Here is a 16,214-nt window from a genome sequence, read left to right as displayed (position 1 = left end):
CATGACATGAACACAAACCAAACCATTCCATTCGACGATAAACCGCTTTGGCGCCGATCCCGGATCAATCTGGTTCATGTTGGGCTGCTGGCTCTGATCCTTGCATTGATCGGGCTAGGTGCAGTTTATACTGAACGTTTCGCCAGCACGTCAAACATGCTCAACGTGGCGCGCGCCGCGGTTGTGCCGCTGCTGATCGGTATCGGGCAGACCGTTGTTGTGTTGACTGCCGCAATTGACCTTTCAATTGGCTCTGTGATCAGCCTCTCGGGGGTGCTGACGGCGGTTTTGGCCGAACAGGACGCGACGCAGCTCTGGTGGGTCATCCCGGTCGTAATGGTGATCTGCATGTCGGTTGGGCTGATCAACGGGTTGATCGTTACGCAGCTCAAGGTTCACCCCATAATCTGTACACTCGGAACCTCGGCCATCATTCAGGGATGCGCTCTGCTGATCGCCCCGGTACCGAAACTTGGGCCGTACCAGTTGGAAAACCTCGCTTTTGAGGACACGCTGGGTATTCCAAACGGCACATGGCTAGCGCTTGCGCTATTTGCGGTAACTCTGCTGGTCTTGCGCAAGTTTCCCATCGGCGCCCGTATCTATGCGGTGGGTGGCGATGAACATGCAGCCCGGATCATGGGGATCAACACCACATACATTGTCTGCATTGCATTTGTGTTCTCGGCGGGGTGCGCGGGCTTTGCTGGTATCTACATGGTTGGTCTGCTTGGAAGCGGCAGCCCGATTATGGGTCAGGGATACGAGCTGACATCCATAGCGCCGGTCGTTCTTGGCGGCACATTGCTGGCAGGTGGATCCGGTGGGGTCGGCGGCACATTGCTCGCGGTGTTCTTTATGGCCCTCCTGAACAGTTTGCTGAATTTCCTTCAGGTTTCGACCTTCTACCAATGGGTCATTCAGGGGGTTATTATTCTGGTCGCCGTCTCAACATTTTCGCATAGAAAGCGTGCATGATGGCCAATCAAACGCAAATCTCTTCTAAGCTAAGCCCAGCGGGCAACATCCCTGCAAAACTCATTGTCACCGGTGTCGTGGCGGGTTTGTTGTTGATTGTTGCGGCTCTGGCACCTGCCATGTTTACGGCCCGCAGCATTCAAAACATGCTGGTGCAGCTGGGCCCATTGGGCGTCGTGGCCATGGGCCAGGCCCTGGTTATTCTGGTACGCGGATTGGACCTTTCAGTGGCGACCGTGATGGCCACCGCCGCAGTCATTTCAGCATCCTTTGGCTCTGACCCATCAGCGCTGCTTCTGGTGGTGCCAACCGTCATCGTCGTGTCGGGGGGTATCGGACTGATCAATGGATTGCTGATCACCAAACGCAACATTGAACCCTTTCTGTGTACGCTGGCGATGCTGATTGTCGTTCAAGGCATCCGGTCTGCGATGACCCGGGGTGCACCCTTGGGCGAAACACCTCAATTCATCCGTGACCTTGGTCGGGGTATGATCTTGGACTTCGTACCGGTTAACACCGTGTTGTTGTTGGGTATGGGTATTGCTTCGGCCTTTGTTCTGCAGCGTGTCATCGCCGGGCGCCAGGTTTACCTGGTGGGATCGAACGAACAAGCGGCCCGTCTGGTCGGGATCAAAACCGACCGGATCACGATCAGTTGCTATGTGGCTTCTTCCATGTTTGCAGGTATCGCGGGCATGGTTCTGGCAGGATATCTGAACCAGGTCGATAACTGGGTCGGCAAAGGATATGAGCTGGATTCCATCGTCGCGGCTGTGCTTGGCGGTGTCGCCCTGACCGGCGGTGTGGGTGGCACCATTGGGGCCCTTCTTGGCGCCGCGGTTCTGGTGCTTCTATCCAATTTCATCCTGCATCTCGGCATTCCAATTCACTTTCAGATGATCATGAAGGGTGTCGTCGTGATTTGCGCCGTCGCGATCTATGCACGGCGAAAAGACACACGCTGACATGGGGTACTATGAAAAAATCGCTTTTTGAAACCGAACTAGATCATCTGAATCGATATGACAGGTGCTTTGAAGAATGCCGGCATCTGGCAACCCAGATTGGTGGCCTGCTTCTGGCGAGGTCTTCAGTTATGAAAGGCAATCTCCCTCTCCAACCATTGAGAGTGGCCTGCCAGGTAACTTTCGATCAAATCAAATCACAACGGGCATCCCTTGGCGATGCGAATAGTTCAGATCAGCATGCTTTGTCGCATATCGACCGGGCAGTCGCCCTATTGAAAACCTCAATGGACGCTCTTTCAGATGACCTGTTGTCTGGTGCTGAAAGTTGTAAAAACGCGCTTGCGGCAGCCATTCGGGAACTGCGGTTCGCGGCGTCCACAACCCCAGGTCTGTCGATGGTGGACTTAACCTGTGCGTGCTGTGCAATTCCCGACGCTGACCTCAACTTAAAAACCAGACCGGGAGTTATCTCATGAGAAAATATTCAATTCATGTGCTGGAATATGCCTTTGTTGAAGAATTCCCGTTGAGTGGACTCGTCTATGGCGCACACAATCAAGGAACCTGTAAGCTACCTTATGGGTATGTCCTGATCAGGGGCAACGGGCACAACATCCTTGTCGATTGTGGCCATGACTATGCGGCATATGGGAAAACACTGTCAGACCGGTTCGGCGTGATCAACTGGTGCAGCCCGGCGGACGTGCTGGCCGAAGTGGATATGACACCGGAAGACATAACCGATGTCATCATAACTCATGCACATTTCGACCATATGGGCGGCATTCAGTTTTTCCCCAATGCGAAATTCTATATTCAGGAACGCGAATTGTCCAAATGGGTCCAGATCATGTCGCTTTCCCGGAAATTCCGCTGGCTGATGGTGGCCACGGATCCGGCAGATATCCTGCGATGTGTTGCTTTGGCTGAACAGGGACGACTCGTGAGCCTGTCCGGCGATCACGAAGACCTGTTGCCGGGAATTGATGTCATATTGTCCAAGGAATCCCACACGCCGGGTTCGCAGTATGTGGTGGTTCGCAACGATGGCTTGCGTGAAAGCTCTGACAGTTATGTCCTGGCTGGCGATTTGGTGTACCGGGACGAAAACCTCACAGGTGGCGACCCAGACGACCCTCACTACACTCCCGTTGGATTTGCGAGTGGATCACAAACCAACATTCTGATGACGATGGATCGGATGATGAAAGCAGTGGGAGGTGATCGCAAGCGGGTCATCGCCGCGCATGAGGAACGCCTGCCCAGCTACTATCCGTCAAGAATAACGGATGTCGGTCTGAGCATCGTTGAGATTGCGTCGGCGACTGGCGAGCCGAGCGCGGTCTCATAGTGGCGAACGCGTCCCATCTATTAAGTGCAGTTCAAATGTATCGGGTATATCTGAAGCAAGCCCCGAGGCTTTTTTGAGCACAAATATCCAAACAAGTGTAGGATGAAGTCAGGTCGCCAGCTTCGCTGCGTGGAATGACTCAACCATTCCCAGATGTCGCAAATGTTAGGGAAATCCATGTCGTTTAACCTGATAACGCTAAAGATGTTTCTGACCGTCGCCAGAGCAGGCAGCATTGCGCAGGCCTCCGAAGCAGAAAACGTCGCAGCGTCCGCCATCAGCAAACGCATTTCGGATTTGGAAGATAAGATCGGAACACCGTTATTTTATCGACAAACGCGAGGAGTAGAGCTGACTCCGGCAGGCCATGAACTCGCCCGGCATTCCTCGAACGTGCTCAGTTTGGTAGAACGTATGGAAGCCCAGATGCTTGATTTCGCATCAGGAGCAAAAGGGTCGGTTCGAATCGCGGCGAATACATCGGCGATTACGCAGTTTCTCCCCGAGGATCTGGCCGGTTTTGTTGAGGATTATCCTGATGTTCGGATTGACTTGAGTGAGCGAACCTCTGACGAAATACTTACCGCCGTACGCGATGGTTTGGCAGATCTGGGGATCTTTTCAGGGTTGGTCGAAGAACCGGAATTGGAGGTACTCACATATCGTCGTGACACATTGGTGGTCGTCATGGGGAAGGATCATCCTTACCGACCCGACCATCCGGTGAAGTTCGCTGAGTTTGCCAAGCTTGATATGGTGGGCCTGCAGACTGGCAGTTCACTGCAGGCGTTTCTGGAGGAGCGTGCCGCCGAACAGGGGCTGACACTCAAAACACGCGTCGAAACCCTTAGCTTTGATGGCGTGCGCCGGATGGTCGAGGCGGGTCTGGGAGTTGCGGTGCTTCCACTCGGCGCGGTTGAGCCCTATCTAGATAGCGCTCAATTGCGAATGCAGAAAATTGGCGAGGATTGGGCCGTTCGGACACTTAAACTCGCCGTGAAAGATCTGAATGCAGTGTCACGCCCTGTTCGTGCTTTGGTGGAACATTTGATCTCCCAAAATTTGGCTGACAAATAGCAAAACGTTTTTGTTTCTATCCGGGCAGGTGTCAAGCCGAGGCATCACAACATTCCCGGCATACATTGTTCTGGCGGGATTTTTAATTGCATCTGCGAATAGCCATCCCGAACGGTGATACCCCCATTCGGAATTCGAGACTCCTGAAAGCAGTGATCCAGGCGTTACCCATAGAGTACACAACAAAAGCAATTCTATGGGAGGATAACCATGAAAATAACATCCAGGGCGATCACCGCCGCCGCAATGCTGGCAGGCGTTGTAGCCGCACCGGCATCTGCCGAAGAGATCAAGATCAACATGCCGTCAACATTCGCCGGTTCGCTGACCCAATTGGGAACGGCCGGTGTGCGATTTGCTGACACTGTAAATCTGATCTCTGGCGGTGACATTGAGGTCAAATTCTATGATCCGAATGCTCTTATTCCCGCGCTGGAAATTTACGACAATGTCTCCACCGGAGCGGTTGATGCAGGTTGGTCGACCTCGGGTTACTGGGGCGCCAAGAACTCTGCCCTGAACCTGTTTGCTGCCGTGCCTTTTGGCCCCGGCCCGGGTGAATACCTAGCGTGGATGTGGAACGGCGACGGCGAAAAGCTGATGAACGAAATCTATCATCCCGTCGGCATCCACGCACAGGTTTGCGGCATCGTCTCGCCGGAAACCTCTGGCTGGTTCAAAGAAGAGATTAACTCGGCAGAAGACCTTGCTGGGCTGAAAATGCGCTTTTACGGTCTTGGCGCTCTGGTAATGCAGAAAATGGGTGTTGATACCCAGCTTCTGGCTGGCGGCGACATCTATCCGGCGCTCGAGCGCGGCACCATCGATGCAACCGAATTCTCGATGCCGGCAATCGACCAGAATCTTGGGTTCTACAATCTGGCCAAGCATAACTATTTCCCTGGTTGGCACCAGCAGTCGACCATTCAGGAACTCCTTGTGAACAAGGATGTCTGGGATGGTATGAGCGATCAGCAACGTGCGGTCATTACGACAGCGTGTCGTGCGACTGTGGCAACGCAGCTGGCAGAGGGTGAAGCCATTCAGGGCAAGGCGCTCCTTGAAATGCGTGCCGAAGGTGTTACGACCCACCGTTGGCCCGATGAATTCCTAGACACGCTTGAAGCTGAATGGGATGGGATTGCCGTTGAGATGGCTGCGGAAAACCCCGACTTTGCCAGAGTTTGGGAGAACCTCCAGGCATTTCGTGCGGAATACGCTGTTTGGAAAAATCTGGCTTACCTCGACTAACTCAGCCGACTTGCACTTGGGGCCTGGTCGGGATTCGGCCGGGTCTAAACGTACAAATAATCAAGTTACAAAGTGGAAAAGTGGATGGACCTGGTTTTAAGGATTAGCCGAGCGATCGACCGTTTTCTTTGGCTGATGGCCAAGGTCGGATCCTGGTGCGCTGCACTACTTGTCCTCGTTGTGACCTACGATGTGTTCACCAGGTATTTAGGGGTGCCCAAGGTATTTGGATTGACCTCAACCATGTTGCAGGAGTCCGAGTATTGGCTGCACAGTTTCCTGATCGTTCTGGTGGTGGGTTACGCATACACAAAACAATCCCACGTGCGCATCGATCTGATCCGCGAGAACCTGTCGGAACGGGCAAAGTATATCGTTGAAATCGCTGGCATTCTGCTGGCGTTGATTCCCTATTCTTTTCTGGGTGCATGGCTGTCCTGGCCCTATGTCGTCCGATCCTATACCTCGGGCGAGATTTCAAAATCCCAGACCGGCTTGACGGATCTCTGGATTCTTAAAAGCGGGTTGATCATCCTTTTCGTTTTGATCGGACTGGCCGGGATATCCCAACTCATCAAATCAATGGCAGGATTGACCGGACGGCTTCCGGACGACTTGAAAGCAACGACAATCGGGGGTGGCCACTGATGGGCATTGTCGAACTCCTTCCCCTGTTGATGTTTATCGTTCTCGCATTCCTGCTGTTCAGTGGCTTTCCAGTCGCTTGGGTATTGGGCGGTGTAGGCCTGGGCTTTGGTTTGATTGGAATAGCCGCAGATGAGCTTGCCTTCATTCAGTTCTCTACTCTGCCGTCGCGGATTTTTGGTGGTGTCATGGAAAACCTGATCCTGACAGCGATTCCGATGTTTGTGTTCATGGGCACGATGCTAGAGAAATCCGGAGTTGCGCGCGACTTGCTGAACTGCCTTCAAGTTCTGATGCGTCGTGTCCCAGGCGGTCTTGCGTTGTCTGTGACCATCATGGGCACAATTCTGGCGGCCACCACCGGTATAATTGGCGCGTCCGTCATCATGATGAGCCTGCTGGCTCTGCCGATCATGGTCGAACGCAAATACGATCATGCTCTTGCAACAGGCACAATAGCGGCATCCGGGACGTTGGGCATCCTAATTCCGCCATCCATCATGCTGGTGATCATGGCAGATTTGCTGTCGCGCTCGGTGGGCAACTTGTTTGTGGCAGCGATCTTTCCGGGCCTTATTCTGGCAACGCTTTACATGGCTTATATCGTTATTCGCTGTAAGCTTAACCCGTCTTTGGCTCCTCCAATTTCTGATGCTCTGGGCCCGCAAACCCGCAGTGGTGTGGCGGTTATGATTCTGCGTAGTTTTGTGCCACCTGTAATCCTGATCGGCATGGTGCTTGGCTCGATTCTTGGCGGTGTGGCAACACCGACAGAGGCAGCCGGGGTCGGTGCACTTGGCGCCGTCGTACTGGGGTTTTTCAATTTGGTGATCCTACCCTCGATGGGGGTAAAGGAATTCGTGCTTGAGGAATCGGGTGCAGCCCCGCACTCAGCCAATTTTGTTGCCTCGGGCCCGTGGAAGAAACTGACGCAGTTTGGTCGCACGGTGTCCGGTGTGGTCGACAGTACTGCACAAACCAACGCGATGATCTTTGGCCTGTTTGTTGGAGCGACTTTCTTTAGCTACATTTTCCGCGCGCTAGGCGGCGATGAACTGGTAATCAGCACTGTCGAAGCGATGGGTCTCGGCCCATGGGGTCTGTTGTTCCTGCTGCTTGGTCTGGTGTTTGTGTTGGGGTTCTTCTTTGACTGGATCGAGATCACCCTGATAATTCTGCCCGTGTTCGCACCAATCATTGCGCAATTGGACTTCGGCGATCACGTCGCACGAATTGATGTCGTTTATTGGTTTGCAGTCCTGATTGCGATCAACCTGCAAACCTCGTTCTTAACGCCCCCCTTTGGCTTCGCGCTCTTCTACCTCAAGGCTGTCGCGCCCCCACAGGTACGCATCCAGCAGATCTATCGCGGCATCATTCCGTTTGTGCTTTTACAGCTGTTCGGTTTGGTTCTGGTTATTCTGTTCCCGGAAATAGCGTTGTGGTTGCCAAGGACATTGCTCAACTAAGATGTTTTTCGTAAAAAAATAAACAACCAAATAGCAAAGCAGTTCTGCGGGATGTTAAAGCGAGCCGGAGCTGGCTGGGGGAACCGATTTTGGCGAAAAAAAAAGCGCTGGTAACAGGTGCAGCGCGTGGTATCGGACTTGCCACAACGCGGCTTCTTCTTGAAGACGGCTGGGGCGTCGCAATGATCGACCGTGATGGCGAAGCACTTATGGAGGCCAGTCACACGCTTGACGCAGCCCGACCTTACGTCTGTGACGTGTCAAAACCCGATCAGGTCAATTCAACGATCGCGGCGGTGCAAGAGGCATTTGGCAAAATCGATGCAGTGGTTAACAATGCCGGAGTTGCGGATTTTGGCCCGATTGAGGCGACAGATTTTCAACGATGGCGGACGGTTATGGAAACAAACCTTGATGGTGTTTTTCTTGTTTCACAGGCCAGCATTCCGGCGCTGAAGGAAACACGGGGTGTATTGGTGAATATCGCATCAATTTCGGGCTTGCGCGCGTCCACGCTGCGCGTGGCCTATGGTACGTCAAAGGCTGCGGTTATTCACCTGACCAAACAGCAGGCTGCTGAACTGGGCGAGTACGGCATTCGGGCAAATTGTGTCTGCCCCGGACCAGTTCGTACCAAACTCGCGATGGCAGTCCACAGCTAGGATATCACTAACGCTTATCACGACGCCATTCCTCTGAACCGCTATGGCTCAGAGGATGAAATTGCACAGGTTATCAGTTTCTTATGCTCCGACAAAGCCAGCTATGTCACTGGTCAAGTCATTGCGGTTGATGGCGGTTTTGACAGTACGGGGGTCGGCCTGCCCGCGTTACGCCAGTCTGATGCTTTGGATCAACCGTTAAAAGGCGACTGACCCGGGGCCCCACAGATCACCGCATGATGAATGGATTGGCGACCTCAGACGCCGTTGAAATCATCACACTCTTCGTCTGTAGATACTGATAAATTGCGTTCTGACCGTTCTCGCGACCCAGTCCTGAACTCTTGTAGCCGCCCAACGGAGCCATGTAACTGATCACCCGGTACGTATTCGCCCAGACTGTCCCCGCCTGAAGTCGTTCCGAGAAGTATTTGATCTTGCGAATGTCCTGCGTCCACACCCCTGCAGCAAGGCCATATTTGCTGTCATTTGCGATGCTCAGCGCTTCATCAGCGCTGTCAAAGGGAATGACAGACAGGACCGGACCAAACACCTCTTCCTGTGCAATGCGCATATCGTTGCGCACGCCACCAAAGATGGTGGGCTCTATAAACCAGCCATTGCCCAGTTCTGGCTGGTCGGGTCTACCGCCGCCCATCAGGGTCTCGACGCCTTCTCCCTTGGCGACGTCGATGTAGCCCAGAACCTTTTCCAGCTGTTGCTCGGTTGTGACCGGACCCACTTGAGTGTCTGTGTCCATCGGATCACCGATCCGTGCGGTTCTGGCAAGCTTTAGCAATTTTTCGAGGAACTCGTCATGGACACTGCGTTCGACCAGCAAACGCGACCCAGCGATGCAGGTTTGGCCCGAGGCGGCGAAAATGCCCGAAATTACGCCGTTCACTGCGTTGTCCATCTCGGCATCCGCAAAAACGATGTTGGGGGATTTTCCGCCCAATTCCAACGTAACCTTTTTGAACGTCCGCGCGGCGGCCTCTGCGATATGCCGTCCGGTTTGTTCAGAGCCGGTAAAGGCCACTTTGGCCACATCTTCATGCTCGACAAGACTAGCACCGACTTCCGCGCCAAATCCCGTCACCACGTTGAACACACCTTTGGGTAGGCCAACCTGATCGACGATCCTCGCCAGCTCCAATGTCGAGGCCGAGGTGAACTCTGACGGCTTCACGATAAACGTGTTACCAGCAGCCAATGCCGGAGCCAATTTGTAGGCCAAAAGCAGCAAAGGCGAGTTCCACGCCGTGATGCCAACGCAGACACCAAGCGGTTCAAAGCGGGTAAAGTTCAGCATTTCGGGCTTATCAATCGGGATTACGCTGCCTTCAATTTTGTCGGCTAGACCCGCGTAGTAATAGAACCACTCGGGCACGTATTTCAGTTGAAAGAACATCTCGTTGAACAGCTTGCCGTTGTCCTGTACTTCGGTACAGGCCAGCGCCTCGGCGTTGTCAGCAATCAGATCACCCAGCTTGCGCAACAGATGTCCACGGTTGGTGGCCGTCATGCCGGCCCAATCGTCCGAGCGAAAAGCACGCGTGGCCGCAGCAACAGCGCTATCTGCATCCTCTTGCTGCCCGCGAGGGATTATGGCCCAGGGCGCACCCGTGTAGGGGTTCTTACTTTCGAATGTCTCTTTACTGACGGCATCAGTCCACGCGCCGTCGATATACATCTGGTAGGTTTTCATGTGTTTTCTCCTGTCGAAACCCCGTCAGAGGTCCGCGGGTGTAAGTGTTTTGCCAAGGATCATGTCAGCGGCCTTTTCCGCGACCATCATCACAGGCGCATTGGTGTTGCCCGACGGCATGACAGGCATGACCGAGGCATCCGCGACGCGTAGACCCTGCAGACCGCGCACCCGAAGCTGGCTATCGACGACCGCACCTGAATCACCCTCCGGCCCCATCCGCGCGGTTCCAATCATGTGGTAAACCGTGATGCCCTCGCGCCGAGCCCAGTCAAGCAGCTCATCATCGCCTTGCAGGTTTTGATCGGGGTTGGTTTTCCCGGTCAGATATGGCTGCAGTGGGGCCGTGGTCATCAGCGCGCGCGCCAGCTGGATTGATCGCAGCAGCACCTGCTGATCGCGCGGATCAGACAGGTAATTCGGATTGATCTCTGGCGGAACAAACGGATTGCGAGACACCGGGCGTACATATCCATGGCTTTCAGGGCGCATTTGCCAGACGCCAACAGTCATACCTGGCACATTGTCCAAAAGGCCAACAGTGCCTTCGCGGAAGCTGGCCGGCGTCATCACATACTCAAGATCCGGAGTTTCCAACGCGTCCGAGGATTTCCAGAACAGGTGTGTTAGCGACGGGCTGACTGATAGCAGGCTGGGACGACCCAAAAGCCATTTCACGATCTCAAAGCCCAACGGGACGCCCTGTGCCATTGAATTAAAGGTTTTGATGTCCTTCAGGTGCGACACCATACGCACGCCGTAGTGATCGCGCAGGTTATTGCCAACTCCACGCAGATCGACCCGCACCTTAATGCCCAGATCGCCGAGAACCTCAGCCGGGCCAATGCCTGACAATTGCAGAAGTTTTGGCGTGTTCAGCGCCCCCGCACACAAAATGACCTCGCGACGGGCGTGGACCTCAGAGGCATTGCCCTCGCGCCCTCCACGAAGATACCGAACGCCACTGGCACGGGTCCCGTCAAACAGGATCGCTGCCGCCTGCGCATTGGTACGAATATCGACATTGGGCCGCTTGCTGGCCGGCCGCAGGAACGCCTTGGCCGCGCTATAGCGATAACCTTTGTGGACGGTGCGTTGAAAATACCCGGTCCCGGCCTGATCGCCACTGTTGTAGTCAGGATTGCGCGGGATGCCCATTTGTGCGGCACCTTCAATGAACGCCTCACAGACCGGATGGATCAGATCCAGATCGGTGATCGGCAACTCACCGTCGCGCCCACGTACAGAGTCATCGCCCGGTCCCATTCTCCGCTCTGAGCGTTTGAAATATGGGAGTACCTCGCTGTAGCTCCAGCCAGTGTTGCCCATCTGCGCCCAGTTGTCATAATCCGCGCTTTGACCGCGCACATAGTTCAACCCGTTAATCGAACTCGAACCGCCGAGCACGCGGCCCTGCGGCAAGGGGAAGCTACGGTTTGCGGTTGCCGGGTTCGGTTTGGACTTAAAGTTCCACGTCAATTTGGGCGAATAAATGTTCTTGATGTACCCGGCAGGGATATGGATGAACGGATGTCGGTCCTTGGGACCTGCCTCAAGCAGACAAACCGAAGCACCATCCGCACTCAAACGGTTCACCACGATCGACCCCGCAGTACCGCCGCCGACAACCACGTAATCAAACGTATCTGCGTTACTGGCCATGATGGTTTCTCCCGATCATGATGATCGCTGTATGCGCCTTGCTCATTTCAACAGTTGTTCTTCCATACCGGTGCGCAGTTTATAGGCGTCCGTGGTTCTGTCGATTTTGATGTCATCCCAGGTGATCGCTGCACCTTTTTTAACGGCTCGGATCAGCGGCACGTTGTGGGCCAGTCCCAACGGCACGTTGCCTTGTCGAACCGAGGAAACGGCGGGACACAGTCCGCCCGAAACCGTATAGCCGCCTTCGCCATCCAGCATCTCGCCCAGGTCCAGATCACGTTTCGCAATGGCGGCACAATCGGCGTTAAAGCAGATCGCAGCGCCGGTCGCCTCCGCCCTCAGCGCCACCGACGCAACCGACACAGCAAGTTCCAGCCCGATCATATGCCACCGTTTGTAAAGCGTCATGTATTTGCCCGAAGGATCGGTCACGACCTTGTATTCCTCGAAACAGTTTTTCAGATATTCCGTGTCAGCCTCGAACACGACCCAGACGCCCTTGCGGATGTCATAGGGAATCTGTTCGCCCTCGCGGGTCAGACAAGAGACCACGTCGACCAGCCCTTTGCGCTCCAACTGCCCACCTTCTGATTTTGGACGCATCAGGGTGGGGATGTCGTCAATCCCGCCAGAGGGGAAGGCTAACCCGTACTCGGGTGCTTCCAGCCCAGTGGCGTTGGCGATAGCCGCAGACTCGATGGCTGGTTTCGAGCCGTCAAGAAAGGCGTTGAACATTTTGGGGTTCAGACGTCCACGTTCGGCCTGTTCACGGGTCAAGCCCCAGTGATCCCAAACCGTATCAGGTGTGGACTGGCGGAAATGCGGCAACCATTTGTGGCCGCGACCGGCTGCCACCACGCTAAAGCCACAGGTGCGCGCCCAATCGACCAGATCACTGGCCAATGCAGGCTGGTCGCCATAGGCCATGGAATAAATAACGCCTGCCTCGGCCGCTTTCTGGGCTAGACCGGGACCGCAGAACGCATCCGCTTCGACGGTCACGTTGATCACGTTCTTGCCATGCGCGAATGCCGCCAGACAATGCGTCACAGCAGCCAGCGGATTACCTGTCGCCTCGATCACAATGTCGACTGCCGGATGTGCAATCAACGCCTGCCAGTCATCGTCCACACAAGTTTTTCCCGTGATCGCAGCGTCATCAAGGCTTGCCGCACTGTGCGCTTCATCCGACCAGCCGACCAACTTCATGTTGGATTTTGCGTTTCCCGGATTCAGGTCAACCACACCTACTATGTGGATGGCAGGGATGCGCACGGCCTGCGCCAAAAACATGGTGCCGAATTTCCCAGCCCCGATCATGCCAACCCGAATTGGGTTCCCGGCAGCCGCGCGTTCCTGTAATTTCTTGAAGAGGTTCATAGAATTACCCTATTTGTCAGATTTGCCGGATTGCGTGAGGAAATCAAAATCACACCCATCAGGGGCCTGAAGGACCGTCTGTTCATAAAGCGCACGGTAGCCGCGCTTGTGCCCTGCGACGGGGGCAAATTCACCAAGCCGCTTGGCGATTTCCTGATCTGACACCAACAGGTCAATGGATTTGTCTTTCACCGACAGGCGGATGCGATCGCCGTTTCGAACAGCCGCCAATGGCCCACCTGCGCCTGCTTCGGGAGAAATATGCAGAACGATGGTGCCAAAGGCGGTGCCCGACATGCGCGCGTCCGAAATGCGCACCATGTCTTTTACACCAGCCCGCGCCAATTTTTTCGGAATCGGCAGATAGCCCGCCTCGGGCATTCCTGCGGCGATCGGACCAGCGCCCTTCAGCACCATGATGTCACCTGCTTCGATATCAAGGTCAGGGTCATCAACGCACTTCGCAAGATCTTCCAGACCCTCGAAAACGATGGCGCGACCTTCGGTTTCGAATAGAGCTGGTGTTGCCGCCGCGCGTTTGAAAATGGCGCCATCCGGCGCGATATTGCCTTTGAGCGCGATCAGCCCGCCTTGATCCGAGACAGGTTTGTCAAATTCGCGGATCACCCGGCGATCGACCCATTCCATTTCCGGTTCCAGTCGATCCCCCAGAACCTGACCGGTCACACCAATCGTATCAAGATGCAGCAGATGGCGGATTTCACGCAGTATTGCGCCCACCCCTCCGGCTGCAAAGAAGTCTTCCATATAGCCGTCGCCCACAGGTTTCAGGTCTACCAGCACCGGGGTTTCGTCTGAAATCTGGTTCAGACGCGCGTTCGGAATACGAATGCCCAACCGGCCGGCCACCGCTGTCAGATGCACAATAGCATTGGTCGAGCCACTGACAGCCATCAAAACCCGAAAGGCGTTCTCGACCGAATGCACTGTGATGATATCGCTGGGCAGTCGCGGATTGGCAATCAAATCGACCGCTGTTTTTCCGCTGAATTCAGCCGCCACCAATCGATCCGAATGCACTGCCGGGATCGCCGCGCTTCCGGGCAACGACATGCCGAGCGTTTCTGCAATACAGGCCATCGTGCTGGCCGTACCCATGACCGCGCAAGTGCCTGCAGTCGTGGCCAAACGCCCTTCAACAACGTCAATTTCTTCACGCTCGACCTCGCCCGCGCGGTATTTGCCCCAAAACCGGCGGCAATCAGTGCATGCGCCCAGCCGCTCGCCCTTGTGCCGACCTGTCATCATTGGCCCAGTGACCAATTGCACCGCTGGAATGTTGGCCGATGCGGCGCCCATCAATTGCGCGGGTACGGTTTTATCGCAGCCACCAATGAGCACGACCGCATCCATCGGCTGCGCGCGCACCATTTCCTCGGTGTCCATGGACATCAAGTTACGATAGACCATGCTGGTGGGGTTTAGGAAAACTTCACCAAGGGACGTTGTGGGAAATGGTCTTGGCAACGCACCGGCCGCCAAAACGCCCCGCGACACGGCTGCGACCAGCTCGGGCATTGTGCGGTGACAATTGTTAAAACCTGAACCTGTTTCGGCAATGCCGACAATTGGTTTGCGTAACATTTCCTTTGACAGGCCCATCGACCGCGCAAAGGACGAGCGCAGGTATTCAGCAAAATCCTTGTCGCCGTAATTGGTCAATCCGCCGCGAATGCCGTGTTCTTCGTTCATAACTTGTCCTCTTTGAGAGTGGTCGCGCGAAAATCCGTACCAAGCAAACGCTCAAACACTAGGATCATGCCGCCTTTGTCCTTGTCACCGTGGCCTTCCAACAGGGCCTGCTGATAGGTTGCCGTCGCTGCTGCCAAAACCGGTGTGGGGATGTTGTGGCGCGCGGAAATTTCTGCGCCGCTGATCAGGTCTTTGTAGGCGGCCTGCATGGGGTAACCGTTGCTGAAATCACCTTGCAGGATATTTGGAACGAAAAACTCCGAGGCATAGCTGCGGCCGGTTCCGGAATTCACCACTTCTGCGACCTGTTCAGGATCAATCCCCAATTTGACCGACAGAGGCAGAATCTCAGCGAGGGCCGCCGCATTGATATCAAACAACAACTGGTTGATCAGCTTGGTCAGCTGCCCCGCACCCACATCGCCCATATGCAAAATTTTGGATGCCATCGTGGAGAGAGCGCCCTGAACCTCTGCCAGATCGTTTGCGTCACCACCAACCATCATGGTCAGCGAGCCGTCTTCGGCTCGCTTTTGCATGCCGGAAACTGGTGCATCCAAAAATCGCAATTCTGCAGCCTGTAAGCGGTTTCTCATTTCCAGCGTGGCGCCATATTCAATGGTGCTGGTGTCAACAACGAGCGCGCCCGCTTTCAGGTGTTGCACTAATCCTGCCTTGGAACCGAACAGCGCACTATCGACGATTTTTGCAGCAGGGAGACATGTGATCAGGACATCGACATCAGCAAATTGGTTGGGCTCTTCCGCACCTTTGGCGCCACTTTGCTCAACGTTGGCAACTGCACTTGTGTTTTGGTCATAGACCAACACATCGTGTTCGTGGGCCAGGTTAATCGCCATTGGCGCCCCCATCTGCCCCAATCCTACAAAACCAAATTTCATCGACTGCGCCTCGCTTTTCATAACGTGTCTGGACGCTATCATCGCGGTTGGCCTTACAAGGCATTCCGATTGGTGATCCCCCCATTCGACTCTTGCGAGTTTACGTTCGAGAGTTCTTTGTAGTTGGGCGTTGTCCAGAATCGGGACGGCAATTGGGTGAGGTTCAGACGATCGATTTTTGGAGCAACTCATCTCTTTTGAACGAAAGACTGTATTTTGTGAGCCAAGCGAAATTCTAAACCAAGATGTATCAAGGTAAGGGAAATCGAGGCCGCCGAAAATTGCACGACCACTGTTGCATTGAATATGCGGGCGGTATTCGAAGGCTATCCAAATCAGCGGTTGGTTTCCGAGCTTTGCCCCAATTCCTGTTCTGCGCGGCATAGCAAGGCAAGGGCGCGCTGAGCAAACTCGGGGTTTCAGATTTGCTGCGGTGTGCCTG

13 protein-coding genes and 1 pseudogene are annotated in these 16,214 nt (G+C 54.8%); 9 read left to right on the top strand and 5 right to left on the bottom strand.

Annotated features, from left to right (window positions below):
• Nucleotides 1-6 precede the first annotated feature (6 nt).
• The 9 genes and pseudogenes from GOX66_RS01745 (at nucleotide 7) to GOX66_RS01705 (ending at nucleotide 8,617) form a co-directional block, all read left to right on the top strand.
• Nucleotides 7-978, top strand: a complete 972-nt coding sequence (locus GOX66_RS01745) for an ABC transporter permease (protein ID WP_170758982.1) — start codon at nucleotides 7-9, stop codon at nucleotides 976-978.
• Complete coding sequence (locus GOX66_RS01740; protein WP_170758980.1) at nucleotides 975-1,946, top strand: ABC transporter permease; 972 nt, start codon at nucleotides 975-977, stop codon at nucleotides 1,944-1,946. The genes GOX66_RS01745 and GOX66_RS01740 overlap by 4 nt, the downstream gene beginning before the upstream one ends.
• Before the next feature lie 11 nt (nucleotides 1,947-1,957).
• Entirely contained in the window at nucleotides 1,958-2,425 is a 468-nt protein-coding gene (locus tag GOX66_RS01735) for a hypothetical protein (RefSeq protein WP_170758978.1), read from the top strand.
• Entirely contained in the window at nucleotides 2,422-3,300 is an 879-nt protein-coding gene (locus GOX66_RS01730; RefSeq protein ID WP_170758976.1) for an N-acyl homoserine lactonase family protein, read from the top strand. Before GOX66_RS01735 ends, GOX66_RS01730 begins: the two co-directional genes overlap by 4 nt.
• A 204-nt stretch (nucleotides 3,301-3,504) precedes the next feature.
• Nucleotides 3,505-4,377 (top strand): LysR family transcriptional regulator, encoded by an 873-nt coding sequence (locus GOX66_RS01725; RefSeq protein ID WP_170758973.1) that lies wholly within the window; start codon nucleotides 3,505-3,507, stop codon nucleotides 4,375-4,377.
• Between the two features lie 210 nt (nucleotides 4,378-4,587).
• On the top strand, nucleotides 4,588-5,628 hold the full coding sequence (locus GOX66_RS01720) for a TRAP transporter substrate-binding protein (protein WP_170758971.1): 1,041 nt from the start codon (nucleotides 4,588-4,590) through the stop codon (nucleotides 5,626-5,628).
• 84 nt (nucleotides 5,629-5,712) lie between these two features.
• Complete coding sequence (locus GOX66_RS01715; protein ID WP_170758969.1) at nucleotides 5,713-6,276, top strand: TRAP transporter small permease subunit; 564 nt, start codon at nucleotides 5,713-5,715, stop codon at nucleotides 6,274-6,276.
• Nucleotides 6,276-7,742, top strand: a complete 1,467-nt coding sequence (locus tag GOX66_RS01710) for a TRAP transporter large permease (protein ID WP_170758968.1) — start codon at nucleotides 6,276-6,278, stop codon at nucleotides 7,740-7,742. Before GOX66_RS01715 ends, GOX66_RS01710 begins: the two co-directional genes overlap by 1 nt.
• 89 nt (nucleotides 7,743-7,831) lie before the next feature.
• Nucleotides 7,832-8,617, top strand: a pseudogene (locus tag GOX66_RS01705) (SDR family NAD(P)-dependent oxidoreductase).
• Between the two features lie 16 nt (nucleotides 8,618-8,633).
• Here the strand turns inward: GOX66_RS01705 and GOX66_RS01700 are convergent.
• From GOX66_RS01700 to GOX66_RS01680, 5 genes are read right to left on the bottom strand one after another with little or no spacing between them, the layout of a single operon-like run.
• Entirely contained in the window at nucleotides 8,634-10,112 is a 1,479-nt protein-coding gene (locus tag GOX66_RS01700; protein WP_170758965.1) for an aldehyde dehydrogenase, read from the bottom strand.
• Nucleotides 10,113-10,136: 24 nt separating this feature from the next.
• Complete coding sequence (locus tag GOX66_RS01695) at nucleotides 10,137-11,774, bottom strand: GMC family oxidoreductase (protein ID WP_170758964.1); 1,638 nt, start codon at nucleotides 11,772-11,774, stop codon at nucleotides 10,137-10,139.
• 42 nt (nucleotides 11,775-11,816) lie between these two features.
• Nucleotides 11,817-13,157 (bottom strand): NAD(P)H-dependent oxidoreductase, encoded by a 1,341-nt coding sequence (locus GOX66_RS01690; RefSeq protein ID WP_170758962.1) that lies wholly within the window; start codon nucleotides 13,155-13,157, stop codon nucleotides 11,817-11,819.
• Nucleotides 13,158-13,166: 9 nt separating this feature from the next.
• Nucleotides 13,167-14,870, bottom strand: a complete 1,704-nt coding sequence (locus tag GOX66_RS01685; RefSeq protein WP_170758960.1) for a dihydroxy-acid dehydratase — start codon at nucleotides 14,868-14,870, stop codon at nucleotides 13,167-13,169.
• Nucleotides 14,867-15,793, bottom strand: a complete 927-nt coding sequence (locus GOX66_RS01680; protein ID WP_214652545.1) for an NAD(P)-dependent oxidoreductase — start codon at nucleotides 15,791-15,793, stop codon at nucleotides 14,867-14,869. Before GOX66_RS01680 ends, GOX66_RS01685 begins: the two co-directional genes overlap by 4 nt.
• Nucleotides 15,794-16,214: the final 421 nt, after the last annotated feature.

The sequence above is a fragment of the Ruegeria lacuscaerulensis genome (assembly GCF_013031245.1).
In the GTDB taxonomy this organism is placed as follows: Bacteria; Pseudomonadota; Alphaproteobacteria; order Rhodobacterales; family Rhodobacteraceae; genus Ruegeria; species Ruegeria lacuscaerulensis_C.
This window is presented reverse-complemented; position numbering and strand designations above follow the sequence as displayed.

Bases quoted from the DNA above. Each gene is read 5' to 3' on its own strand.
- GOX66_RS01715 (WP_170758969.1), top strand. From the start codon at position 5,713: ATGGACCTGGTTTTAAGGATTAGCCGAGCGATCGACCGTTTTCTTTGG.
- GOX66_RS01700 (WP_170758965.1), bottom strand. From the start codon at position 10,112: ATGAAAACCTACCAGATGTATATCGACGGCGCGTGGACTGATGCCGTC.
- GOX66_RS01745 (WP_170758982.1), top strand. From the start codon at position 7: ATGAACACAAACCAAACCATTCCATTCGACGATAAACCGCTTTGGCGC.
- GOX66_RS01695 (WP_170758964.1), bottom strand. From the start codon at position 11,774: ATGGCCAGTAACGCAGATACGTTTGATTACGTGGTTGTCGGCGGCGGT.
- GOX66_RS01740 (WP_170758980.1), top strand. From the start codon at position 975: ATGATGGCCAATCAAACGCAAATCTCTTCTAAGCTAAGCCCAGCGGGC.
- GOX66_RS01685 (WP_170758960.1), bottom strand. From the start codon at position 14,870: ATGAACGAAGAACACGGCATTCGCGGCGGATTGACCAATTACGGCGAC.
- GOX66_RS01690 (WP_170758962.1), bottom strand. From the start codon at position 13,157: ATGAACCTCTTCAAGAAATTACAGGAACGCGCGGCTGCCGGGAACCCA.
- GOX66_RS01725 (WP_170758973.1), top strand. From the start codon at position 3,505: ATGTTTCTGACCGTCGCCAGAGCAGGCAGCATTGCGCAGGCCTCCGAA.
- GOX66_RS01735 (WP_170758978.1), top strand. From the start codon at position 1,958: ATGAAAAAATCGCTTTTTGAAACCGAACTAGATCATCTGAATCGATAT.
- GOX66_RS01680 (WP_214652545.1), bottom strand. From the start codon at position 15,793: ATGAAAAGCGAGGCGCAGTCGATGAAATTTGGTTTTGTAGGATTGGGG.
- GOX66_RS01720 (WP_170758971.1), top strand. From the start codon at position 4,588: ATGAAAATAACATCCAGGGCGATCACCGCCGCCGCAATGCTGGCAGGC.
- GOX66_RS01710 (WP_170758968.1), top strand. From the start codon at position 6,276: ATGGGCATTGTCGAACTCCTTCCCCTGTTGATGTTTATCGTTCTCGCA.
- GOX66_RS01730 (WP_170758976.1), top strand. From the start codon at position 2,422: ATGAGAAAATATTCAATTCATGTGCTGGAATATGCCTTTGTTGAAGAA.